Below are 23096 nucleotides of genomic sequence, written 5' to 3' on the forward strand. Positions count from 1 at the left end.
GGCAGGATGAGCGTAACAAGGGGAATATGAAGCCAAACGATCCACACATGATGCTGGTACCGATGGTCATCGAGCAGACTGGGCGGGGCGAACGCGCCTACGATATTTATTCCCGGCTGCTGCGCGACAACATTATCTTCATCGGCACGCCGATTGACGACAACATCGCCAACCTGGTGATCGCTCAAATGTTGTTTCTGGCTCAGGAGGATCCGGAGAAAGACATCCAGCTTTACATCAACTCTCCGGGCGGCTCCATTACGGCCGGCATGGCGATTTATGACACCATGCAATACGTAAAGAACGACGTGATGACGCTGTGTGTGGGGCAGGCGGCCTCGATGGCGGCGTTACTTTTGGCATCAGGGGAAGCGAAAAAAAGGCTGGCGCTGCCGAATTCGAGGATATTAATACATCAGCCCTCGATGGGAGGTTTGTCGGGACAAGCCACCGACATTGACATCCACGCCCGGGAAATCCTGCGTATGCGCGAGATAACGAACCAGTTACTCTCCAAGCACAGCGGGCAAAAACTGGACAAGGTGGAAAAGGATGTCGAGCGCGACTTCATCATGAACGCGCAGCAGGCTAAGGAATATGGAATCATAGACGATATCATCTACAAGACAGTAAAAGCTGTATGATCTGCCTTCGCGCCTGACCCTAGCTGCTCAGTGGTCGGCAGCGAAAAAAGCGGGAAGGCGGGACGGACCAAAAGTAACAGAGTTGGGTCCGGACATACCCGGTCAAACCGCCGATGGATGGTACCGGACGGACGACCAAGGAGTAGAGCCGAGTGAAAACCAAGTCGGGCTCCGACGAGATTCTTCGCTGTTCGTTCTGCCACAAGTCGCAGGACGCCGTTGCCAAACTAATCTCGTCGCCCAGCGATTATCCCCGCGCCTATATTTGCGATGAGTGCGTTGCGGTCTGCAATTCCATTCTGGAAGACGATCGCACTGCCACTCCCGCCAGCAGCACGCCCAACCAGTTGCCCAAACCGCAGGAAGTGAAGACCTTCCTCGACGAATATGTCATCGGGCAGGAGCAGACGAAGAAAAAACTGGCGGTCGCGGTTTACAACCACTACAAGCGCATCTTCATGAACCGCCAGAAGACCGGCGACGGCATCGAACTTTCGAAGTCGAACATCATGCTGATCGGCCCGACCGGCACCGGTAAGACTTTGCTGGCGCAGACTTTGGCTCGCATGCTCGATGTGCCCTTTGCCATCGTCGACGCCACTACGCTCACCGAGGCTGGTTACGTGGGCGAAGACGTCGAAAATATTATTTTGAAGCTGCTCCAAGCCGCCGACGGCGACGTCAGCCGCACCCAGACCGGCATCATCTACATCGATGAAGTCGACAAGATCGGCCGCAAGGACGAGAATCCCTCCATCACCCGCGACGTTTCCGGCGAGGGCGTCCAGCAGGCTTTGTTGAAGATTCTGGAAGGCACGATCGCTAACGTTCCGCCGCAGGGCGGACGTAAGCATCCGCACCAGGAATTCACGCCTGTCGATACTACGAACATTCTTTTCATCTGCGGCGGAGCCTTCGTCGGCCTCGACAAGATCATTTCCCGCAGAATCGGCAAGAAATCGCTCGGCTTCCGCAGTGGCGAAGATGCCGACAAAGACGATTCGATCAACTCGAAAAAGCGTACCCAAGAACTGCTGACTGAGATTCAGCCCGAAGACCTGATCAAGTTCGGCCTGATTCCTGAATTTGTCGGCCGCCTGCCCGTCGTCGGCATGCTGGAAGATCTCGACGAATTCGCGCTGATCGAAATCCTGACCCGGCCGAAGAATGCCATCGTGAAGCAATATCAGCGGCTGTTCGAGTTCGAGAACGTCCGCCTGAAATTTAACGACGAAGCCCTGCGGGCGATCGCCCGCCAGGCGATGGCGCGCAAGGTAGGAGCGCGGGGGCTGCGCATGATTCTCGAAGAACTCATGCTCGACCTGATGTTTAACCTGCCTAGCCAGAAGAAGTTAAAGGAATTTGAAGTCACGCGGGAAATGGTGGAAAAGCGCAGTGCTTCCTTCACTCCGGTAATGGAAAAGGCAGGGTAGGAACCGTCGGTGGTCGTTCGTCATTGGTCATTGGCCCTCCCGATTCCATGGCCGATGATAGAGGCCGAACGGCCTAAGGAAAACGACTAGCGACGAACGACCCGATTCCGGCGTAGAATCGGGCATGTAGGCTTGCATCGCTCTTTTAGCATTTAGCAGTTCTCTTTCACCCAGGGAGACTCAGTGACCACATCCAAGGAAAAGTTCGAATCCAGAAAGCTGCCCATGATGCCCATCCGGGACGTGGTCATCTTTCCCTTTATGATGACGCCGTTCGTGGTGGGCCGCGAATCGAGCGTACGAGCCCTGGAAGAGGCGCTGGCCGCCGACAAGAAAATTTTCCTCGCCACCCAGCATGACGCCTCCATCGACGAACCCAAGGCCACTGAGATTTACCAGGTTGGCACCATCGTCAACATCGTGCAGAGCCTGAAGCTGCCCGACGGCAACATTAAAGTTCTGGTCGAGGGCGTGGAGCGCGGCAAGATTTTGCAAGTGGTTGATAACGAAGGCTTCATGCAGGCGACGGTGCGCGTGGCGCGCTACGCCACCGAGGCCAACCCCACGCTCGAAGCCAGCATGCAGCGCGTGACTTCGCTGTTCGAGCAATACGTGAAGTTATGCCAGGCGCTGAACTACGAGACCATGATTTCCGCCGTGCGCATGGAAGATCCGGCCAAGCTCACCGACGTCATCTCCGCCAACCTGCAACTGTCGATTGAAGAAAAGCAGGAACTGCTCGAGATTTTCGATCCGGGCGAGCGCCTCACCCGCATCGCCGATGTGCTCGACATCGAAATCGAAAAGCTCAACGTCGACCGCACCATCCAGTCGCGCGTGAAGCGCCAGATGGAGAAGGCGCAAAAAGAGTACTACCTCAACGAGAAAATCAAGGCCATCCAGAAAGAACTCGGCCGCGGCGAAAAGAGCGAGTTCGACGAACTGAAGAAGAAGATCGAAGCCGCAGGCATGCCGAAAGATGTCAAAGACAAGGCTCTTCAAGAACTAAAAAAGCTGGAAGCCATGCCGCCCATGTCGGCGGAGTCGACGGTGTCACGAAACTATCTTGACTGGCTGCTGGCCGTGCCGTGGAAGAAGCGCTCCAAAGAAATCCGCAACATTTCCCGTGCGGAAAAAGTCCTCAACGAAGATCATTACGGCCTCGAAAAGATTAAAGAGCGCATCCTGGAATTTCTCGCCGTGCGGCAGTTGGTGAAAAATCCCAAGGGGTCTATCCTTTGTTTCGTCGGACCTCCGGGCGTCGGAAAAACTTCTCTGGGAATGTCGATTGCCAAGGCCACCGGCCGCAAGTTCGTCCGCATGTCGCTGGGCGGCGTGCGTGACGAAGCCGAAATTCGTGGCCATCGCCGCACCTACATCGGCGCTCTGCCCGGCCAGATCATTCAGATGATGAAGAAGGCCGGCACCAAGAACCCGGTCTTCATGCTCGATGAAGTAGACAAGATGTCGATGGACTTCCGCGGCGATCCATCCGCGGCGCTGCTCGAAGTGCTCGACCCGGAACAGAATTTCATGTTCGTCGATCACTACCTCGACGTGGAATACGATCTGTCGCAGGTCTTCTTCGTGGCCACCGCCAACGTGATGCATACCATTCCCCCCGCCTTACAGGACCGCATGGAAGTTCTGCGCCTGCATGGCTACACCGAACAGGAAAAAGTTGAGATCGCCAAGCAGTTCCTGGTCAAGAAACAAATGCTCGCCGCCGGACTATCGGAGAAGAACATCAAGTTCACCGACGAAGCCATCACCGGACTCATCCGGTCTTACACGCGCGAAGCGGGCGTACGCAATCTGGAGCGCGAAATCGGCAACGTCTGCCGCAAGGTCGCGCGTAAAGTGGTCAAAGAGGGCGAGGACTACACCATCGTCATCACCGGCGAAAACGTCAATGACTTCCTGGGCGTAATCAAATTCCGCGACACGCTGGCTCACGAAAAATCCGAAATCGGCCTGGTCACCGGGCTGGCCTGGACCGAAGTCGGCGGCTCGATTCTCAGCACCGAGGCCAGCGTGGTCGACGGCAAAGGCAAACTCACGCTGACCGGAAAACTGGGCGACGTGATGCAGGAATCGGCGCAGGCCGCGATGTCGTACGTCCGTTCGCGCGCCCAGCGGCTCGGGCTGAACCGCGACTTCTACCGAAACCTCGATCTGCACGTACACGTCCCCGAAGGCGCGATTCCCAAAGACGGGCCATCGGCAGGCATCACCATCGCAACCGCAATTTCGAGCGCGCTCAGCAAAATTCCCGTACGCCGCGACTTGGCTATGACCGGGGAAATTACGCTGCGCGGCAAAGTCCTGCCCATCGGCGGCCTTAAAGAAAAACTACTCGCCGCTCACCGCGCCGGATTATTCGAAGTCATCCTTCCCAAGGACAACGAGAAAGATGTAGCCGAGGTCCCGGAAAATCTTCGTACCGCTATGAAGCTGCATTTCGTCGACACCATGGACCAGGTGCTCCAGATTGCTCTGGAATCTCCGTTGCCGAAACTGGACGAGGACACCACGCAGCCTATTGCTCCTTTGACTACCGAAACTGTTGAGAGCCCCGCGGCGCATCAGTGAGCCAATATCTGGTAGTGGTAGGGTTTGGCTTTCGCGCCGGGCCGGTTGAGCGGGAGATCCCTTCGACTTCGCTCAGGGCAGGCTCTTCGCACCGCCTGAAGTACGGCTTCGCTCAGGATGTCACCACGATTTATTACAATTTGCCCACGATTCGCGGAACTTTGCTAACATTCTGAGCACGCGAAAGCACAGGGAATTCTTAAGATGTCCAGCCCCAATCAAAGTCAGATTACGTTTGAAAATGGCCCCGAACTGCCCACGGAATCGGGCCAAGCCCGGACCACAGGGATCCTTCCTTCGCAGGAAATCAGCGGCCTGATCGCTGCGGGTAACGTGATCGCCACTCCGGCAATCAACCCGGAGCACGTCCAGCCGGCAAGTCTGGATTTGCGGCTCGGAAACATGGCGCACCGCGTCCGCGCGAGCTTTCTTCCCGGACCGAATAGCACGGTCGAGGCCAAGATCAAAGAACTGCGCATGACGCGAGTTGACCTCACAGGCGCGCCGGTTTTCGAAAAGGATTGCGTTTATATCGTTCCTCTCGTCGAAGAGCTGAATCTGCCTGAAAACATTTCGGGCAAGGCCAATCCCAAGAGCACCACCGGCCGCCTCGACATTTTCACGCGCCTCATCACCGACTACGGCACTGAATTTGACTCCGTGCCGCCGGGATATAAAGGAAAGCTGTACGCCGAAGTGGTGTCGCGCACATTCACCGTTGCGGTTCGAGCCGGGATGCGACTGAGCCAGTTGCGATTTGTGAAAGGCAGTCCGGTCGCCGGCGACCGTACCATCAGAGAACTGGACCACGAAGAACCGCTGGTCTACATGAATGAAGAAAATCCGGCCAAAGTGCGGCTGCACCGCGGCCTGAGAATCACGGTCAATCTGGAAGCCGCAGAAGCTGGCGAAATCATTGCCTACAAGGCGAAGCGGTATGCTCCCGTGATTGAACTGGACCGCATTAACCACTATTCGACGGAAGAGTTTTGGGAAGTGCGACATCAGAACAGCAGCAAAAATCTGATTCTCGAGCCCGGCGACTTCTACATTCTCGCTTCCCGCGAAAGAGTACGAGTTCCGCCGGAATTCGCGGCCGAGATGGTTCCCTTCGATCCGTCCGATGGCGAATTTCGCATTCACTATGCCGGATTCTTCGATCCCGGCTTCGGCTACGGTTCCAGTGACATCAAGGGAACCCGCGCTGTGCTTGAGGTTCGGGCTCACGAAGTTCCCTTCCTCATGGAGCATGGCCAGCTGGTCGGACGGCTGAACTACATGCCCCTGCTGAAACGGCCAGACAAAATCTATGGCACGAATATCGGATCGTCGTATCAACAGCAGGCGCTCACGCTAAGCAAACAATTCCGCCGTTAGGACGGGCACTTTCGCAACTCAGGATTCAGCGGCGGAGTGCTTTCTTCTTATCAAGTCCGATCTTCCCACGCCCGATCTTCCCATGACCAATCTTCAAGACGGCAAGCGTATACTCCGCGATCGTTTCCGGGATAGCCTCGCTATAGACGAACTGCCCGCTCCGGCGGCAGGAAATCAACTGGGCTTCGCTCAGAATCTTCAGGTGATGCGAAACCGTTGCCGGAGTTACCCCGTGCATCGAGACGATCTGGCCGCAAGTCATCTCTGGGGACGCGGAAATGGCCTCCAGTATCCTGAGCCGCGTCGCATCGGACAAGGCCTTCGATATTTTCTCAACGTCCGAACGGTCCATGATTACCTATGACTAGTTTAACGTAACGAACCCTCAGCCCTGTCGCCAGCAACGCATTACTCCTGTGCAAAAGAACTCCTGAAAAGCTTGCGACTTATTATTTCGATGGTCATCTAACTGTCTAATTGCCGGGACACAGGCAGTTAAATTCATCGAATAAGGAGGCCGGACATGGCCAGACTTACGGGCAAGGTAGCGGTAGTGACGGGCGGAAACAGCGGCATCGGACTGGCAACGGCCAAGCGTCTTCAGGAAGAAGGCGCCAGGGTAGCCATCTCTGGCCGAAGCCGCAAAACTCTGGATGAAGCGGTGAAAACAATCGGAAACGGCGTGCTCGCGGTGCAGGCAGATGTCTCCAACCTGGCCGACGTGCAGACCCTCTTCGCCGAGGTTTCGCAAAAGCTCGGCAGAATTGACGTGTTATTTGTGAACGCGGGAGTGGCAAAGTTCGCTCCTTTTGCCGAAACTTCTGAAGGCACATACGACGAGCAGTTCGACATCAACATCAAGGGAGCGTACTTCACCATTCAGAAAGCGCTGCCTCTGCTGAATGATGGCGCGTCCATCATTCTCAATACCAGCGTGGCCGATCAAAAAGGCACCGAGGGTGCGAGCGCCTATGCGGCCACCAAGGCGGCACTGCGCTCTCTGGCGCGGACGGCGGCGGCCGAGCTGGCCGGACGTGGCATTCGCGTCAATGCCGTGGCTCCCGGGCCGATCGTCACGCCCATCTTCGACAAAACCGGCCTTCCGAAAGAAGCGATCGAAGCATTCGCCAAGGACATGATTGCCAAGGTTCCCATGAAACGCTTTGGACAGCCCGAGGAAGTGGCAGGCGCTGTGGCGTTCCTGGCATCCCAGGACGCGTCGTACATCACCGGCGTCGAGATCAACGTCGACGGAGGCCTCGGTCAAATCTGAACCGCCCGAACTATGCTATAGAAGGCTGATGATGGAGGCGGGCGGACGCCTCGTCCGCCCCCGGGCGAAGCCCGGCCGTTTGCGCCCTTGCCAATTTCTCTCCCCGTATTGCAAACTTGAGCATGAGGATTCTCTCCCGCTTCCTGGCGGCGGCCACCGATGCCGCGCACTTCCCTGCTCCCACCCTGCCGGAAGTCGCTTTCCTCGGCCGTTCCAACGTCGGCAAGTCCAGTGTCATCAATTCGCTCGTCGGCGCTAAGCTGGCCCGCACCAGTTCCACTCCGGGGCGCACGCGCAGCATTAATTTTTTTGAGATTCGCTGGCCCGGAAAGCCACATCCTGAACTGATCTTCGCCGATCTCCCCGGTTACGGCTACGCCAAGATTTCCCGCGAAATTTCTCAGGAGTGGCCGAAGTTTATAGAGCCCTATCTTAACGATCGGCCTACGCTCAGCCTGTGCATCGTGCTGGTGGATGCCAACATTCCTCCCCAGCAAAGCGATCGCCAACTACTGGATTTCCTCTCCGCCTCCAATCGCGAATTTCTGATCGTGGCCACCAAGAGCGACCGCCTCTCGAATAATCAACTGCGCAATGCCCTACGCACGTTAACCCAGGAATATCCCGCAGCCCGCCCGCTTCCCTACTCCGCCAAGACCGGCGCCGGACGCGACGAACTTTGGAAACAGATTCGGCAGGTCGCCCAGCAGTTAGCGGCTACGGAAGCGTCGTGCTGACACCCCACCACGTTAGAAAAGTCTCAACCAACAAATGCTCCTGCGTCGAATCGTAGCCCTAATCTTTGCAGCGCCTTTTCCCGATAGATGCAGCAGACTTCCCGGCAGGCTTTTTCAGTCCGCGGCCCATCTGGGGATGACTTTCAAGCATCGCGCAGTCCACGCCTCCGCATCGGAGCGCTATTTTTTATGGCTGAAGAAATCGATGGAAGCGTTTCGTATCTCAAAGCTCTGAAACAATCCTCCGGCTCCGGCGAAGCGACCGGGGCTGCGCCGGCCCGGGAACGCACTTCCGAGACCAAGGTGACGCCGCGACGGTTCCCAGGCACGGAGAAACGCCGCAGCGTGCGCTACAAGTGCGAGGGCGGCGCGGGAGTGCGCGAGGAGGGCGCCGATGTGCAAACTTGGGCCCGTTTCACCGACATCAGTCTGCACGGATATTACATCGAAGCGCAGTCCACCTATCCTGTTGGCGCAGTGCTTTACTTGCGGCTGGAAGCGAACGGCGTGCGCGTCGAAAGCAAAGGAATGGTGAGGGTGAGTTATCCGTGTCTTGGAATGGGGATCGCATTCATCGATCCCTCGGAAGAAACGCGTCAACGACTGAAGGAGATGCTCGGCGGCATAACTCGTCCTACCGGACCGATAGGCCCCGGAATCGCTTCTTCACCGCCCGCTGGCGGCGCAATCGGCGCTTTGCCCGAAGTTCACGATCCTAAAGCCGCGTTGCGCGCGCTCATCGAGTTCTTCGAAAACCGCCAGCTGTTGATGCGCGACGATTTCCTTAAAATCCTGCGTACCAGCCGGGGTCCGGCCCTGAAGCCGTAAGGCACTTGTTGCCTATCCTGCCACTTTCGCCGGTTGACTCCTGCCGATTTGTCATCTTGAGGCGCAAGTCAGAGTAGGACCGCCTGTTGAAATCCCGTCCGTTTCTCGCAAAGTTTGTGCATTTATCATGAGCTCCATGGCTCTCTACCTCATCACTGGCATCGGCGGCTTCATCGGATCGTCTCTGGCGCGCGAGCTCCTTTCGCGCGGCGAACTAGTGCGCGGCGTCGATAATTTTTCTACGGGCAAGCGGGACAATCTCACTGACATTCTGGATCGCATCGACTTCCGCGAAGCCGATATCACCGACTTGAACGCCATGCATGCCGCCTGCGCCGGCGTGGACTTCGTGCTGCACCAGGCCGCGATCCCTTCGGTACCCAAATCGGTTCTCGATCCGCTCGGCAGCAACCAGGCCAACGTCGATGGCACCGTCAACGTGCTCATCGCTGCGCGCGATGCCAAGGTCAAGCGCGTGATCTATGCCGCGTCATCCTCGGCCTATGGCGATACTCCAACGCTTCCCAAGCATGAAGCAATGAAGCCCGATCCGATTTCTCCCTACGCCGTGGCCAAGCTGGCCAGCGAACACTACCTGATTTCTTTTTACCGATGTTATGGCCTCGAGACCGTCGCCCTGCGCTACTTCAACATCTTCGGCCCGCGGCAGGATCCCTCGTCGCCCTATTCCGGCGTGTTGGCGAAATTCATCGCCGTAATGCTGCGCGGCGAGCAACCCATGATTTTCGGTGACGGCGAGCAAAGCCGCGACTTCACTTACATTGACAACGCCGTCGAAGCAAATCTGCTGGCCTGCAAAGCACCCGCAGCGCAAGCCGCCGGACAAGTCTTCAACGTCGCCACCGGCCGCCGCTGCACGCTCAATGAAACCTTCAAGCTCTTGCAGCCTCTGACCTCGTATTCCGGACAGCCCCTGTACGGTCCCGAGCGCGGCGGCGACATCAAACACTCGCTGGCTGACATCTCCAAAGCCGAAGCCGCTCTCGGCTACAAACCCAAAGTAGATTTCGAAGAAGGCCTGCGGCGTACAGTGGAGTGGTATCGGCGAAGAGATTAGAGCCGCCAGAATAGAAATAGTACGAGGCAAGATTCCGCTAGCCGGCAACTCTCGTTCATAGAATGTTCACATAGTCGTAATGCAGGAGTAGTCGCTCTCGGCGTAACATTGTGCATTCGTTGACTCACGGTCGACGGAGGAGCATGAGTTATGAAAAGGCTAGGTCTAGTTCGGACTGCGGGGATGCTGCTTGCTTTTTCCCTGGCCATAGCAGCTGCCTTGCCTGCTCAAACGCTGCAAACTGTGGTTTCATTCAACAGTTCCGGGGGCTATCACCCCTATCTCCCGCCATCACTGGCACCAGACGGTACCCTATACGGCACGACGTATTGGGGCGGAACCAACGATTATGGCACGGTGTTTAAGCTTACGCCATCCGGTACCCTTACGACGCTCGCCGATTTCTGCATTCAGGGGCCGCCCAATTGCGAACACGACGGGTTCGTGATCGTAGGCAGCGATGGGAACGTCTATGGCACGGACCCAGGAGGCGGGGACTCAAACGGTGGAACGTTCTTCGAAATCACGTCCGCAGGTGTCGTGAGCGTCCTTTATAACTTCTGCTCTCTGGCTAACTGCGCCGACGGCTCCGGCCCAGGAGTGGTGCTGCAGGGCAGCAACGGCAACTTCTATGGGGTGACCGCAGCAGGAGGCACCGGCCAGCACTCCTCGGGCACTGTCTTCCAAATCACGCCCTCAGGCGTCCTGACCACGATTTACAACTTCTGCTCTCTTACTAACTGTGCTGACGGCAGTGGCCCACTTACGTTGGTGGAGGGCAGCGACGGAAACTTCTACGGTGCGACCGGCCAAGGCGCCACAAATTCCGATGGTACAGTTTTCCAAATCACGCCCTCAGGCACCCTAACCACTCTTTATAGGTTCTGCTCTCTTGCTAACTGCGTCGATGGCCAATATCCCGCGGGGTTGATACAGGCGACGAACGGCAACCTGTACGGCACAACGAACTCGGGCGGTACCCAGAATCGCGGTACGGTCTTTCAGCTCACGCCATCCGGCACTCTTAAGACGCTCCACAATTTCTGTTCTAGTGCCAACTGCGCCGACGGTAACGGCTATGGTTCTTATCTGATACAGGGCCGCGATGGCAACTTCTATGGAACGACCCAGACGGGCGGAGCCCTAACGAGAAACTATTGTCCTGACGGCTGCGGAACATTGTTCCAACTCACGCCCGGCGGTGTGTTGAGCACGCTTTTCCATTTTTGCACGCAGAGCGCCTGCACGGACGGCAATGAGCCGGTGGGCATCGTGCAAGCCAGCGACGGCTCATTTTATGGGACAACGTATTGGGGGGGGGACTAACTGCCCTGCGCAAGGCTGTGGCATAGTTTTCAACTGGTCGCCCAACGTTGCCGTGGCGCCCACGTTTACGCCGGCTTCACTGAGCTTCGGAAGTCAAGCGGTCGACACCACCTCTGCGGCGAAGTCAGTGACGATCAAAAACACCGCTACCGGCGACGTTGTTCTTGATTTCACCAATTTCGCGGTCAACCCGCCATTCGCGATTTCAGCCAACAACTGCGGCGCTACGTTGGGTTCGGGAGGTAAGAGTTGCAAGGTCAGCATCACATTCACACCCACGGCTTTGGGAGCCGTAAATGGCGCGTTCAGCGTTTCCGACAACGCTCCAGGTAGTCCTCAGACAGTGCCGCTTTCTGGCACCGGCATCGTGCAGACGACTCTGACGCCCAGCAGCCTGACATTTGCAAAGCAAAAAGTCGGCACGACCAGCGCGGCCAAGAACGTGACGTTAAAAAACAACCTGCCCACAACGTTGACGGGGATTTCGTATTCGGCAGCGGCACCATTCGCTGTCTCCACTTCGACCTGTGGCACGACGCTGGCGACCAAAGCAAGCTGCACAATCAGCGTGACCTTCTCGCCGACGACAACCGGCATCGCAACCGGTACCCTGAGCGTGAACGACAGCGCTGACAATAGCCCGCAGACAGTAAGCCTCACGGGCACCGGGGACTAGCGCTCGGCGAGCGCCGGGAATTTACCTTGAAGAAATGAACACATTCCAAGGGAAATAAAAAGCCGCCTTTCACGAGGCGGCTTTTCTTTAATTGACGTATCCGTCGCAAACCGAAGGGCCTTGCGCCCCGCATTACGTTGGTTATCTACGTCCCTACTACTCGCATCGCTACAGTGAGGGCATGACACTTTCCTCGATGGTGGTTTCGCGCGACTGGCAGGAAGTCAGTGTTCTGGAATGCATCCTCGGCGGCCTACAGATGGACGTCGCTGTCGAAAACGAACCGCAGCAGGCTCTGGCCCGACTCGCCAAATCGAAGATCGACGCGCTCATCGTCGATTGCGATCTGAATGGAAGCTCCCAATTTCTACACGAACTGCAAAGTGCGGAGACTCTGAAGACTGTGCCGCTCGTCATCATGGGCGGCGCGCGCTGCAATCGGAACCTGGACTCGAGCGGCGCGCTGTTTGCCTTCGAGAAACCAATTTCGGTGGAGCAGGCCGTGCGCACGCTTTCCGCCGCACGCAGCATGATCGTCGATGGCCGCTTACGCTATCATCGCGCCGGACTCGAGGTCCCAGTGTCGCTGAATTTTAAAGGCCAGAAGCCGGTGGACGCCTCTCTGGTCAATCTGAGTCAGGGCGGAATGCAGATTCATACCGACGATCGCGTCGAGGCCGCGAAGGCTCTCCACGTCTCGTTTGATCTGCCGGGCGCCCGCGCCGGATTGAAAGCCAAAGCAGAGGTCGCGTGGCAGGACAAGCGCGGCAACATGGGCATCCGCTTCGTCAAACTGGCGCCGCAACAACAGCGCACGTTGCAGTTGTGGCTGGCGCAGCAATATTTTGCGAACTAGCGGCTGTGGGTTCTTGGCCGTCATCTGTCCCCGCTCATCACGAAACCAGCTTAACGAAACCGCGCACCGTTTCCTTTTTCATCTTCTGAGGCGGTCACCAACCGCGCCAATCGTTTGCCGGGGCTCGATCCTCCGAACAAGGTGAAGAATCCCCAATAAAACCCGGCCACAAATACGACGGCTCCGGCCGCCATCGCCAGCGGCCAAGGTGGAAACTCGCTGGTGACCGTGAGAAAAACCAGCGCGAATAGCAACAGGGCCGCCAGCACCACCAGTGTGTTTACCGTCCAGATCAGGCTGCGGCCGGAGAGCGGCTGCGAAAGCCAATCCAGTTCCTCCGGCAGAACTTGAGCCTGTTCACTGGCGTCCGGTTTGAAGTGCGTAGTCGGCGGCGGCGATTCGCGTGTGGGCAACTCGATGACTTTCAGCGGGGACGCCGACACCATCAGGCCATCGCCTTGCTGGGAGGCGGAGCCGGCAAAAATGGATTGCGACCGTTCGGTGTGGAGCGCGGCGTCCTCCAGCAGGTTTCCAAAAATCCATTCATTGATCTGACGGATCATCCGCGGAGACAAATCCACAAAGCGGATGCCGCATTGTCCCGACGACGTGGCCCACGCAACTTCACCCCGCGCCTCCAGGCGCAGCCGCGGATCGCGCAGCTCGAAGCGCACCCGCATTTGCCGATGCGGATGCACCGCCGCCACCGCCTGCACGGCGATTCCTTCATCATTCAGATTGCGAACGATGCCGCCATTGGCCTGATCGAGCGTTACGTAGGTCAGCGTGCGGAGTTCATGCCGATGCTTGGCCCGCGCTGGCCGCGCGGGATATACTTCTGCCTCCATACTCACACCGCCGGAAAGAATCGGGTCGGTCAGATCCTTATCTTTCAAATCTTATGCCTGCGCTCAGACGCCCTCTTAGTAACCAATGTGGTTCGCAGGACGCGCGGAGCAGCACCACGAAAAAGGATTCGCCGCCCCGCTCGACCAGTCATGCTTCTGGCGTCTGTCGTTGGACCGCTAGACGGCTTACTAAAGTACATGCCCGAAGGGTCATGCCCTAGTAATTGCAACTCGACCAAAAGACCGATAACTTACAAGTGAACCGTCTCGAATGGCGACCACCATCACCAAACCAGATTTGGAAGCGACTACTTCGCTCCAGGGAACTCGCGCGTCTGCCTGGACGCGAGTGGAGAACTCGTGCGAAGTGGGCTCGTCGTCATCGTCCGCTTCCGATCTCACCAAGCCAACGCAGCGCGATGCACTGCAGGCGCTGCTGGCGTTCTCCGCTCTGCACGATCAGGTTCGCCGCAGAAAATCTCTGGCAGCGCAGAGTCACAGTTTTGACGCCAGCACTCCGCTCGCAGCGCAACGCTCCGAATTCGAACCGGAAGAACTATTCGTGCTGGATGAAGTGCTGCAACTGGTGGCCGAGCGCGCCGTCGCGATTACCGGCGCCGATGGCCTGGCCATTGCTCTCGCGGAAAATAAAGAGATTGTCTTGCGCGCCGCGGCCGGCACGGTGCGTCCCGACGTGGGTGCGCGCATCGAGCGCGACTCCGCTTTCTCCGGAGCCTGCTTCCGTACCGCGCAGGTCGTTACCTGCGACGACACGGAAACCGACTCTCGCGTAAACCTCGAAGCCTGCCGCAAACTCGGCGCCCGTTCCATGGTTGCAGTGCCCTTGTGCGGCCACCGGCGCGTGATCGGCGTACTCGAAGCCTTTTCCGAATGGCCGTTTGCTTTCAACGAGAGCGACGTCCGCAACTTGAGTCTGCTGGCCGAACTGGTGCTGGGCGCGCTGAAGCCGGAAGATGAAGATCGCTTCGCCGAATCGGCCCGAGCCGCCGCGACCAAGCTGGAGCCTGCTCCGCGGCCCGCGCCGAAGCCCGCAGCCGCCTCTTCGACGAAAATTGAGACGCCGAAATATGTTCCAACTTCACCGGCCGCGCAGCCGAAGCCGATCACCGTTCCAACTAAAGCGGCTGCGCCTGCACCGGCGGCTGCTACACCGGTTGCGCCTGCGCCGGTTGCTGTCACAATTGCGCCGACGCCTGTGCCGGTCGTACCCGCCAGCGTTCTCCAAGCGAAGCCAGATGTAGCAGCAACTCCTGGCTCCGCACCGCGAGCGGCGATTCTCGACAAGCCGGCGGAATCCGTTCCACAATCTGCGTCTGAAATCGCAACTCCTGGACCGTCTGCAAGCGCGGAAGAGCCCACAGAGCCCGCGCACCGACCGTTCATGCTGATTCTGCTGGTGTGCATCATCGTCGGCACGGCGCTGGCCGCAGGCGTCTGGTGGAAGCTGAAGACGTCGCAGTTGGGCGGCGCGATGATTCGTACTGAGACAATGCCGGTCAAGCCGGCTCCCACGGACGCTGCCCAACCAGCACCGTCCACCGAATCTGCGCCAACGAAGCTCAACGACGGCAACGCGGCACCGGAATCCATTTCTGATGAGAACGAGCCGGAACGTTCGCCTGCCAGCGTACAAGAGCTCTCGAAGTTCCCGCGCATCACTGGTATTCGGCACTGGTCGTCGGCGGATTCGAGTACCGTGGTGCTCGACCTTGAAGATCAGGTGCAATACGAAGCCCATCGCATCACCGGTCCCGATCGCATCTACTTCGACCTGCGCGACACGCAACTTGCCGCCGATCTGGTCGGCAAGTCAATCGACGTCGGCGACACGTTTGTGAGCCGCATTCGCATGGCGCAGCCCGTCATGGGCATGACGCGCATCGTGCTCGAGACCAAGCCGAATTCCACTTTCTCCGTCAGCCTGGAGCCGAATCCGTATCGGCTCGTGGTTGAAGTCCGCAAGATCGGGGCAACGCCGAAAGGCGCAGTGAATCTTTTCCCCAACGCGGATAGCGCTTCGAAGAGCGCGCTCGCGATCGTCGTTCCTCCGCCGACAAAAGAAGATCTGCAACTACGCGCTCGCGTGCCCAAGCTGCGCATCGTGGTCGACGCTGGACACGGCGGCTGGGATCTCGGCACCGTCGGCCGTCGCGGCCTGCTCGAAAAAGATCTGGTGCTTGAAATTGCGCAGCGCCTGGGCAAGCTGCTCGAAAGCCGCCTTGGCTTTGAAGTGATCTACACGCGGCAGGATGACACCTACATTCCTCTCGACGAGCGCGCTAACATCGCCAACCAGGCGCAGGCGGACTTGTTCATCTCCGTCCACGCCAACTACAGCGACCTGCCTTCGGCGCGCGGGGTGGAGACTTACTATACGAATTTCTTTTCTGCGCCAGGTTCTAAGGAAGCTGGGCCGAAAGAATTGGGTTTGAATAGTTCCAGCCCGAGGCTTTCGACCTCAGCGGCCACTACGACCAGCGCCAAGAATCTGCTGACGCCTACACTTTCTCCCGCCGACTTACATGAACGCATCGAACAATCGCGGCGGCTCGCGGCCAGCGTCCAGCGGTCGTTATACGGAACCCTCTCGGTGCAGAATCCGGGATTGCGGGATCGCGGCATCAAAGAAGCCGGCTTCGTCGTCCTCACCGAAAGCGCGATGCCGGGAATTCTCGCCGAAGTCAGCTTCGTCAGTAGTCCCACCGACGAGCAGAAACTCCGCAGCGATGGCTACCGCGAGCAAATCGCGGAGGCGTTGTATCGAGGCATCGCGCGGTATGCTGCGACTTCCCGCAGTGTGAAAGTGGCTTCGAAATAGTGGGAGGTCGTCGGTCGTCAGTCGTCGGTCGTCAGTCGTCAGTCGTCAGTCGTCGGTCGTCAGTCCTCGGTCGTCGGTTTCGCGTTCCTCGACCTTTTTCGTTCCGGTAGGAAAAACGCCGTTCTCGGCGCTCTTCTCACTCGATGGAGTTGGGTTCGTTTTGTTTTTTAGAAGTGATACCCCTCCCCCCTCCCCCTAAATCGGTAAAATCTTTGTTTCTAGGCACTTGCCGACCGTCGAGGCGATTCTTGTCGGCAAAATCTTGAGCCGCAAGGACTTGCTAACTAAAATCTTCCGGAATAAGGACTTAGCTGTGCCGTTCGGCCTCTCTACGACCTGCGATGCCGACGGAACGCCCTTCGCGCATAGGTCGAGTCTGAGCTTTCCTGAATTCTCAGTAAAGGTTGTTCGTCACAAAAAGTGGGATTATTTTTGTGGAAGACTGTGGAAAAGTTCGGTGCCGAGTATACAGGTTGCGGAACCTACCTCGGAATGAGATGGGAGCCGCGGACGCTCTCATCCAGAGTCGCGAGCGTCGCGCCATTCGCGTTCGCAAGTTCTTTCAGATGACCATCGGTAATCTGCTTGGGCGCGCGGACCCAGTCTGGCAGGTGAGCGATGTCGTGTTCGTCGGCAAGAAATGTGAAACGAACGGCGCGCGCCCCTTTCAGACGCAGCAGGAGGCTTCTGGCCTGCGTCACCGTGAATCCGTATGCCGGAGCTTGTGCCAGCACGCGTACGAATCCAAGCTCGGTAATCGAGCAGGTCGCCAATGCGGGTGAGTCTAGAGATTGTATCCAGGCGGCGACGCGATCGTGGAATTCGTGATTGATGAATCCAAGAGCTACGAGGGCATTCACATCGAGCAGGTAGATCATGGCAGGTGCGTCACGGGAAGTTTGTGAGAATCTCATCCACTTCCTTGCTGCTTAACGCCGGCGCGTTGGTGCCCGCGCTGAGAGCGGGTAATCCGGTGACAGGGTCGATAACGAATTTAACTCGAGACGATCTTTTCTTGCGCGGGGTCAGGACAATCCGTCCATTCTCAATGTTGGCGTCCAGGGGATCGCCCGCCCGAATATCCAACCGCCGGCGGAGAGCGCCGGGGAGAACGACCTGGCCCTTGGTGGAAACCTTGGTTTGCATGGTAAGACAATCTTACCATGTACCGGGCTGTTTTCGATTGTTACTAAAATGGATTGATGATCTGCAGTCCGTCGATCTCGCGCGTGTCTTGCATGTCTTCGGTGTAGAGTACGCTGCAGCCGGTCTGCTTTGCCGTGCGAATAACCAAGGCGTCCCAGAAAGAAAAACCGTGAAGGCGATGCAGGTCTATGGCGGCGAGGACGTCCGTGACTTCAGGAGAGGCGACGTCGAACTCGGCGATGAGTTCAACTTTGCGGCGGGCGATCCGCGGGTCGATGTTCAGCTTACGCGTGGCGGTGACGAAATACTCTTGGAGTACCTGTAACGATACAACGCCGGTTCGGGCGCGCCGATGCTCTGCGACGAGATTGATGGCCCGTTTCTGTTTCGATGGGTCAGCTTCGTCGTCAGCGTAGATGAGGACGTTGGTATCGAAGAAGCTGCGGGAGGGCATTATTTGGTAGTTGATTTCCGCTCGTGAATTTCGTCCCGGTTGAAGCGCCAGCCACGGGAGTGACCCTTGCCAGAGAGTTTTTTGAACTCTTCGATGCTGCGCTCGGGATCGTCTCCTCCGACCACCGTTTGCAAGTAGTCGCGGACGAGCTGGTTGAGGCTCTTGCCGAGGGCTTCCGCTTTCTTGCGGGCACGGGCTACTAGTTGATCGTCGATGGAGAGAGTAACGTTCATGAACACAGTATATGTGGACACGGGTTATGTGTCAACATCCTCTGAGACGTTCCGTCCCCTCTCTGAAGGTGACGACCTCCGCCCTGCATTCATCTCGAAATCTCGCCAATTCTCCCATTTGCCTAGCGAACTCGGCCTCGGAAATGGGCCACCATCCGTCTTCGATCGTTCCAATGCCATGAAACATCAAGACGTACCAGTCAGGCTGTAACCAACCAGCGACATTTTCGGCCCCATCCCTGCCCACGTGGCGACAATCCACTTGATAGAAATCCACCCGTCCTTGCGCTGGACCATAAACCCTGTTCGATCCCCATCGCGCTTGCTCGTAGCGCGCGATTACGGCACTCTTGATGGGATCCGTCACATGGCAAAATGGATAGCAAAGCAATAGGACGGAACGTCCACCTTCAGCCGATCTGCAATCCATCGCTTCGAATTCTCAGCTTCGCCTATCGGATCATTGTCTAGCTCCGGGCGCCGATGCGTTACGCTGTGCGCCCCACTTCACGCCCTCGCTGAATCATGCCTTTGAGGAACTGGATGTCCCCCTCACACCAGTTGATTTTGCGCCAATCAGGATGAGAGAGTCCGTCGGTGTGAATCTGGTCGGTGTTGGCGACCAAGAAAAACGTAGCTGGAAGCCCAAGCTGGTCGAGAATGGGGACGGCGCGCTCGAGTTGGCACCTCAGTCGATCGTCGAAGGTAAGGGAAATAAGTGATTGCACGAGCGTTCTCCTAACTCCAGATCCATTTATATATCCGAACGCTGCTCCATCCTGTAGTGATTTTAGAAAGGTGGGGGCATTGCGCGTAATGTAACTATCTAGGCGAGTCGCCGGAACAGTGTTTCTCTGTCGCCGCTGACAGGACTTGGTTCGGTTTTTCAGGGCTGACCCCGGACTTGCGTCCGGCACACATATGTCGCCCTTCGGAGCTGGAGTGGGGTGGGTCGCGGCAGAACAGCGGCTCCCCCCACTGCGTCTCCCATTCCTTCGGAATGGGAGACTTCGGTCGGGATGACAGGATTGATCCCAACGCTCGATCTAAATCAAAATCCCCACCCTAGTCGCAAAGTGCGCGACTAGGATGGGCCACCCTCGGGCTTCGTTTGGGATCGGAGCATCAATTCCCGGTCGGGACGCCGCCGTATTTTTCCAGCCACTTTAATTCTTCTCTTACTTTGATTTTGCCGTGCCAGGGATTTTTGGCGAGGCTGTGGCCTTCGCCTGGGAAAACTAGCAATTTATTTGGGATGCCTAGCGAGTAGAGGGCGTGTTCTAGTAAGTAGTCTTCCAGCACCGCGACTCGGATGTCGTCGGCGCCGGCTACCATGTGCGTGGGGGTTTTTACTTTGTCGATTTGGAAGATGGCGGCTTCGTCGTGGTAGCGCTGGGGGGCTTCCCAGGGGCGTCCGCCGAGGAAGTAGGCGTCGTCGAAGGTGGTGTCGTCGTTGCCCCAGTTGCCGACGTTTTCTACTGCTCCGGCGCCGGTTACCGCCGCTGTGAAGCGGGTGGTTTGGGTGATGAGCCAGTTGGTCATGTATCCGCCGTAGCTGTAGCCGCCGATGGTGAGGTGGTCGGGGTCGGCGATGCCGTCTTTGACAAGGGCGTCGACACCTTCGAGAATGTCCTTGCCGGGGCGGCTGACCATGACGGGGACAATCTGCATGAGGAACTTGTCGCCGTAGCCGGTGGAACCGCGGTAGTTGGGCTCGAAGACTAGCCATCCGTTGGTGGCGGCGAGGGCGGACCACTGGTACCAGTCGGCCTCGAAGTGGTTGCCGTCGGCGTCGGCGGGGCCGCCGTGAATGAAGGTCAGCATGGGCAGGTGCTTGGATTCGAACTTCCCGGGAGGGTAAATCAGCATGCCTTCTACCGTGGTGCCATCGTCGGCCTTCCAGTGATAGGGCTTGCCTTGAGGGAGATCGCGTTCGGCGAAAAGCTTATTGAAACTTGTGATCGGCTTGGCTTGATCGAGCGTGGCGGCGCTGTCGGCTAGATAGATTTCTTCGGGCTTGTTGAGTGACGAGTAGACGAAGGCGACGCGCGATGAGTGAGCAGCGACGGATATGCGAGAGTAAGTGCCGGGCCATCCGCTGATGCGGTGCAGAGAATCGGAGGGCTTGGCGGCGGAATAGATTTGAACTTCGGTGCCGATGCGAGCGGAGGCGAGGATGCTGGAGTCGCTTGAATTCGGGGTGGAGGCGCTGGCTTCGCTCGCGGGGCGGACCCTTCGACTGGGCTCAGAGCTGGCTGCGTCTGCCCCCACGACGGCATAGTGATCGACGGGGCCGACGAAATTTTTGGCCCATTGCTCGACGGCGCCGGATTGAGCATCGACCGAATAAAGGTGCGGCTGGAGGTCGCGGTAGGGGCCGGCGACGTCTCCGATTTCGACGGTGAAGAAAATGTGACGGCCATCGTTGGCCCAATGCGCCTGGGTTTCAGCGGCTTGGTTATGAGTGAGGCGGACGGGCTTAAGTTGAGCGCCGGCATTGGGTGAGCTGTCGGCAGTGGCGGACAAAGCCTGCCCTGAGCTTGTCGAAGGGAGTGTCCGCCCCACACTTTCTAAGTCGAGAGTGTAAAGTTCCACGTCGTCGATTTTTTCCTGGCGCTGATTGATGGCGCTGGTGAGGAAGGCGAGTTTGTTGCCCTGCGGCGAAGCGATGATGGCATCGACGCGCAGGGGAACGGTGGCAACTTCGCTGGTGCCGGGCGTGACGTCGGGAGCTTCTTCCGGCTTCCCTTCCTTTTTCTCAGCTTTCATTGGCGCAGCAGCCTGGTGGGCCAGGGCTTCGCGCAAGTCGAAACTAAAAATAGTGTCGCCGCGTTCGGCGGTGCGGTACTGCACGACATCCTTCCACGCTTGCTTGTACTCGTCTTTCTGCGATTTGGTCCAGGGCTGGCGGGTGGCGAAATAAATTGTCTGCGAATCGGCCGACCAGGCGAAGGAGTGAACGTCTTCTTCTCCCTGGGTGATGGCGAAGGCTTCGCCGCCGGTGGGAGAAATGAGATAGATCTGGGCGGGTTCGTCTTTCGAGTCGGAATCGGGGTCGGAATCTCCATCTTTTTCCGATGATGCCTTGCGCTCGGAGAGGAAGGCAATCCAGCGGCCGTCGGGCGACCACTTGGGTTCGGAGTCGTGTCCGGATTGCGTGAGTTGAATCAGAGCCGGAGAGCCGGCGTGGCCATCGTCGTGATAGAGCCAGAGGTCGGTGCGGAAGATTTGCTGGTCCCAATCGGCACGCCCGGTGCAGACGATGACGGAGTTGCCGTCGGGCGACATCTCAACCGATTTGATGTCGACGGAGTTGAAGAATTCGTCGAGCGTGAGCCTGGGTTTGGTTTGAGTGGCGGCGGTCAGTGCAGAACTGAAGACGATCAAGACCAGCAGAGGACATTTTCGGATTCGCATAGGGCCCCGGTGGAAGAAGGGTTATACAACGGCGGATTCATTCGAGGCAAGTTTGTGACTTGGGGTGGCGAAATCGCGCCATAGCGCCCACAGGAGCGCGGTGAAAACTAGAACGGAGAGTTGGAGGTGGGTCCAGTGCGAGAGCGGGCCGAACAGGGGCAGGAGGAAAGCGAGGTATGCGAGCAGGCGAAGTGCAGGGGTGGAGCGATGCTGCGGAAAAGTTAGAGTCCAGTCGAGGATGAGCAGCAGCGCGGGAGCGAGGACGAGCAGGTCGTACACGAAAAGATGCGGGTTGACCAGGACGGCGGCGAGAGTCAGAGCGGAAAAGCGGAGGGCGAGCGGCGCGGAAGATCTCCAGGCGGCCGCGGCGATGGCGACGATAACGATTGAACTTAAGACGTAGAGCGCGAGAGCGGCTTCGGGCGCCGGAACCAGCAACGACCAGAAGGAGCGGAGGGAGTGCATCTGGATGGGGGCATGACTGAGTTCGGCGGCGTCGATGAGGCGCTGGATGTGCACGAGCATGTCGAAGTAGGAGCGCATCACTGCGGGGCCGAAGTAGATTCTGGTGAGCGCCAACTGTGCGGCTGCCGAGAGGACGAGTCCGGCGAATGCGCGCCATGAATGCGCGAGGAGCAGGACCAGCGGAATGGCGACTATGAACTGCGGCTTGAAGATGAGAAATCCGAGGGCAATGCCGGCCAGCCAATTGCGATCGGCGCGGAAGGCCAGGAATGCCGCGGTGAAGAACGCCAGCACCAATACAGAGTTTTGTCCGCGGACGAAGAAATGAAAGAGCGGAGGGAAAGCGAGGGCGGCGATAGAGACGAGTCCGCGATGCGGGAGAAGAGTTGGGCAAGATTTCCAGATCAGATAGATGCAGGCGAAGTAGAGCAGGAGGCTGGTGGCGACCCAGATTCGCGCAGCCATTGAAAATGAGAAGCGGGAGAGTGGAACGAAGAGGAGTCCGAACTGCGGTCCGTACAGGTTGGGCAGGGTGAGGTGTGTGGGTTGGTGGGGCTGCCCTTGCGGGATTACTCTTTTCAGTTCGTTCGCAATGACTTGCTGGTTGTAAAGTTCGCTGGAACGGCCTTCTGCGATCAGGCGGGCGGAGATGTAGGTGGGAAGAAAGTCCTGGAATTTGATATTGCCGGCGCGGTCAAACTGGCCCGGCGTCGAGAAGTCGATGATGCAGATTCCCCACAGGCAGACGGCCAACAACGTCGCATGGGCGCGGAGGCGGCGTGGGGTCAACAGGGCTGCGACGCTCGCGAGCCAAGGCTGCGGTGCGGCGAATTGGGGAAAAAGTTGCATGTTTGGGGTTAGTGCCACCTTGCTC

At 58.0% G+C, this 23096-nt stretch carries 22 protein-coding genes; 13 read left to right on the forward strand and 9 right to left on the reverse strand.

Annotated features, from left to right (window positions below; all coding sequences use genetic code 11):
- The first annotated feature begins 47 nt into the window (after positions 1–47).
- The 5 genes from VGM18_08490 (at position 48) to VGM18_08510 (ending at position 6046) form a co-directional block, all read left to right on the forward strand.
- Entirely contained in the window at positions 48–644 is a 597-nt protein-coding gene (locus tag VGM18_08490; protein HEY3973027.1) for an ATP-dependent Clp protease proteolytic subunit, read from the forward strand.
- A 152-nt stretch (positions 645–796) separates the two neighbouring features.
- Positions 797–2077, forward strand: coding sequence for an ATP-dependent Clp protease ATP-binding subunit ClpX (gene clpX, locus VGM18_08495; GenBank protein ID HEY3973028.1), 1281 nt, complete (start codon positions 797–799; stop codon positions 2075–2077).
- 225 nt (positions 2078–2302) lie between these two features.
- The gene (gene lon, locus VGM18_08500; protein HEY3973029.1) at positions 2303–4669 is read left to right on the forward strand and encodes an endopeptidase La; all 2367 of its coding nucleotides are present in this window, start codon (positions 2303–2305) and stop codon (positions 4667–4669) included.
- Positions 4666–4845, forward strand: coding sequence for a hypothetical protein (locus VGM18_08505; GenBank protein ID HEY3973030.1), 180 nt, complete (start codon positions 4666–4668; stop codon positions 4843–4845). Before lon ends, VGM18_08505 begins: the two co-directional genes overlap by 4 nt.
- 28 nt (positions 4846–4873) lie before the next feature.
- Positions 4874–6046, forward strand: a complete 1173-nt coding sequence (locus tag VGM18_08510) for a 2'-deoxycytidine 5'-triphosphate deaminase (protein ID HEY3973031.1) — start codon at positions 4874–4876, stop codon at positions 6044–6046.
- A gap of 25 nt (positions 6047–6071) precedes the next feature.
- Here VGM18_08510 and VGM18_08515 read toward each other — a convergent pair whose 3' ends face one another.
- On the reverse strand, positions 6072–6398 hold the full coding sequence (locus VGM18_08515) for a metalloregulator ArsR/SmtB family transcription factor (protein ID HEY3973032.1): 327 nt from the start codon (positions 6396–6398) through the stop codon (positions 6072–6074).
- A 171-nt stretch (positions 6399–6569) separates the two neighbouring features.
- Between VGM18_08515 and VGM18_08520 the strand changes: the two genes are divergently transcribed.
- The 7 genes from VGM18_08520 (at position 6570) to VGM18_08550 (ending at position 12820) form a co-directional block, all read left to right on the forward strand.
- A complete protein-coding gene (locus VGM18_08520; protein ID HEY3973033.1) occupies positions 6570–7319 on the forward strand; it encodes an SDR family oxidoreductase in 750 nt (249 codons plus the stop codon).
- A gap of 122 nt (positions 7320–7441) precedes the next feature.
- Positions 7442–8056 (forward strand): ribosome biogenesis GTP-binding protein YihA/YsxC, encoded by a 615-nt coding sequence (yihA, locus tag VGM18_08525; GenBank protein HEY3973034.1) that lies wholly within the window; start codon positions 7442–7444, stop codon positions 8054–8056.
- 189 nt (positions 8057–8245) lie between these two features.
- Positions 8246–8884: a PilZ domain-containing protein gene (locus VGM18_08530; GenBank protein ID HEY3973035.1), complete on the forward strand. Its 639-nt coding sequence runs from the start codon at positions 8246–8248 to the stop codon at positions 8882–8884.
- A 127-nt stretch (positions 8885–9011) separates the two neighbouring features.
- On the forward strand, positions 9012–9962 hold the full coding sequence (locus tag VGM18_08535; GenBank protein ID HEY3973036.1) for an SDR family oxidoreductase: 951 nt from the start codon (positions 9012–9014) through the stop codon (positions 9960–9962).
- Between the two features lie 150 nt (positions 9963–10112).
- On the forward strand, positions 10113–11288 hold the full coding sequence (locus tag VGM18_08540; GenBank protein ID HEY3973037.1) for a choice-of-anchor tandem repeat GloVer-containing protein: 1176 nt from the start codon (positions 10113–10115) through the stop codon (positions 11286–11288).
- 52 nt (positions 11289–11340) lie between these two features.
- On the forward strand, positions 11341–11964 hold the full coding sequence (locus VGM18_08545) for a choice-of-anchor D domain-containing protein (protein HEY3973038.1): 624 nt from the start codon (positions 11341–11343) through the stop codon (positions 11962–11964).
- Between the two features lie 181 nt (positions 11965–12145).
- The gene (locus tag VGM18_08550) at positions 12146–12820 is read left to right on the forward strand and encodes a PilZ domain-containing protein (protein ID HEY3973039.1); all 675 of its coding nucleotides are present in this window, start codon (positions 12146–12148) and stop codon (positions 12818–12820) included.
- Between the two features lie 50 nt (positions 12821–12870).
- Here the strand turns inward: VGM18_08550 and VGM18_08555 are convergent, their stop codons facing one another.
- Complete coding sequence (locus VGM18_08555; GenBank protein HEY3973040.1) at positions 12871–13716, reverse strand: PilZ domain-containing protein; 846 nt, start codon at positions 13714–13716, stop codon at positions 12871–12873.
- A 223-nt stretch (positions 13717–13939) separates the two neighbouring features.
- Between VGM18_08555 and VGM18_08560 the strand changes: the two genes are divergently transcribed.
- Entirely contained in the window at positions 13940–16507 is a 2568-nt protein-coding gene (locus VGM18_08560) for an N-acetylmuramoyl-L-alanine amidase (GenBank protein ID HEY3973041.1), read from the forward strand.
- Between the two features lie 482 nt (positions 16508–16989).
- Here the strand turns inward: VGM18_08560 and VGM18_08565 are convergent, their stop codons facing one another.
- The 7 genes from VGM18_08565 to VGM18_08595 form a co-directional block, all read right to left on the reverse strand.
- Complete coding sequence (locus tag VGM18_08565) at positions 16990–17385, reverse strand: PIN domain-containing protein (GenBank protein HEY3973042.1); 396 nt, start codon at positions 17383–17385, stop codon at positions 16990–16992.
- A 10-nt stretch (positions 17386–17395) separates the two neighbouring features.
- Positions 17396–17653: an AbrB/MazE/SpoVT family DNA-binding domain-containing protein gene (locus tag VGM18_08570; GenBank protein HEY3973043.1), complete on the reverse strand. Its 258-nt coding sequence runs from the start codon at positions 17651–17653 to the stop codon at positions 17396–17398.
- 43 nt (positions 17654–17696) lie between these two features.
- Complete coding sequence (locus VGM18_08575; GenBank protein ID HEY3973044.1) at positions 17697–18107, reverse strand: PIN domain-containing protein; 411 nt, start codon at positions 18105–18107, stop codon at positions 17697–17699.
- Complete coding sequence (locus tag VGM18_08580) at positions 18107–18361, reverse strand: DUF6364 family protein (protein ID HEY3973045.1); 255 nt, start codon at positions 18359–18361, stop codon at positions 18107–18109. Before VGM18_08580 ends, VGM18_08575 begins: the two co-directional genes overlap by 1 nt.
- Before the next feature lie 467 nt (positions 18362–18828).
- Entirely contained in the window at positions 18829–19068 is a 240-nt protein-coding gene (locus tag VGM18_08585) for a polysaccharide deacetylase family protein (GenBank protein HEY3973046.1), read from the reverse strand.
- A 397-nt stretch (positions 19069–19465) separates the two neighbouring features.
- A complete protein-coding gene (locus VGM18_08590; protein ID HEY3973047.1) occupies positions 19466–21757 on the reverse strand; it encodes a prolyl oligopeptidase family serine peptidase in 2292 nt (763 codons plus the stop codon).
- Between the two features lie 21 nt (positions 21758–21778).
- A complete protein-coding gene (locus VGM18_08595) occupies positions 21779–23071 on the reverse strand; it encodes a glycosyltransferase family 87 protein (protein HEY3973048.1) in 1293 nt (430 codons plus the stop codon).
- Positions 23072–23096 lie beyond the last annotated feature (25 nt).

It is taken from the genome of Candidatus Sulfotelmatobacter sp., assembly GCA_036500765.1.
Lineage (GTDB): Bacteria > Acidobacteriota > Terriglobia > Terriglobales > Acidobacteriaceae > Sulfotelmatobacter.

Coding starts and splice junctions, on each gene's coding strand:
- VGM18_08490 (HEY3973027.1), top strand. CDS start 48: ATGATGCTGGTACCGATGGTCATCGAGCAGACTGGGCGGGGCGAACGC.
- lon (HEY3973029.1), top strand. CDS start 2,303: ATGATGCCCATCCGGGACGTGGTCATCTTTCCCTTTATGATGACGCCG.
- VGM18_08510 (HEY3973031.1), top strand. CDS start 4,874: ATGTCCAGCCCCAATCAAAGTCAGATTACGTTTGAAAATGGCCCCGAA.
- VGM18_08515 (HEY3973032.1), bottom strand. CDS start 6,398: ATGGACCGTTCGGACGTTGAGAAAATATCGAAGGCCTTGTCCGATGCG.
- VGM18_08520 (HEY3973033.1), top strand. CDS start 6,570: ATGGCCAGACTTACGGGCAAGGTAGCGGTAGTGACGGGCGGAAACAGC.
- yihA (HEY3973034.1), top strand. CDS start 7,442: ATGAGGATTCTCTCCCGCTTCCTGGCGGCGGCCACCGATGCCGCGCAC.
- VGM18_08530 (HEY3973035.1), top strand. CDS start 8,246: ATGGCTGAAGAAATCGATGGAAGCGTTTCGTATCTCAAAGCTCTGAAA.
- VGM18_08535 (HEY3973036.1), top strand. CDS start 9,012: ATGAGCTCCATGGCTCTCTACCTCATCACTGGCATCGGCGGCTTCATC.
- VGM18_08540 (HEY3973037.1), top strand. CDS start 10,113: ATGAAAAGGCTAGGTCTAGTTCGGACTGCGGGGATGCTGCTTGCTTTT.
- VGM18_08550 (HEY3973039.1), top strand. CDS start 12,146: ATGACACTTTCCTCGATGGTGGTTTCGCGCGACTGGCAGGAAGTCAGT.
- VGM18_08560 (HEY3973041.1), top strand. CDS start 13,940: ATGGCGACCACCATCACCAAACCAGATTTGGAAGCGACTACTTCGCTC.
- VGM18_08565 (HEY3973042.1), bottom strand. CDS start 17,385: ATGATCTACCTGCTCGATGTGAATGCCCTCGTAGCTCTTGGATTCATC.
- VGM18_08570 (HEY3973043.1), bottom strand. CDS start 17,653: ATGCAAACCAAGGTTTCCACCAAGGGCCAGGTCGTTCTCCCCGGCGCT.
- VGM18_08575 (HEY3973044.1), bottom strand. CDS start 18,107: ATGCCCTCCCGCAGCTTCTTCGATACCAACGTCCTCATCTACGCTGAC.
- VGM18_08590 (HEY3973047.1), bottom strand. CDS start 21,757: ATGCGAATCCGAAAATGTCCTCTGCTGGTCTTGATCGTCTTCAGTTCT.
- VGM18_08595 (HEY3973048.1), bottom strand. CDS start 23,071: ATGCAACTTTTTCCCCAATTCGCCGCACCGCAGCCTTGGCTCGCGAGC.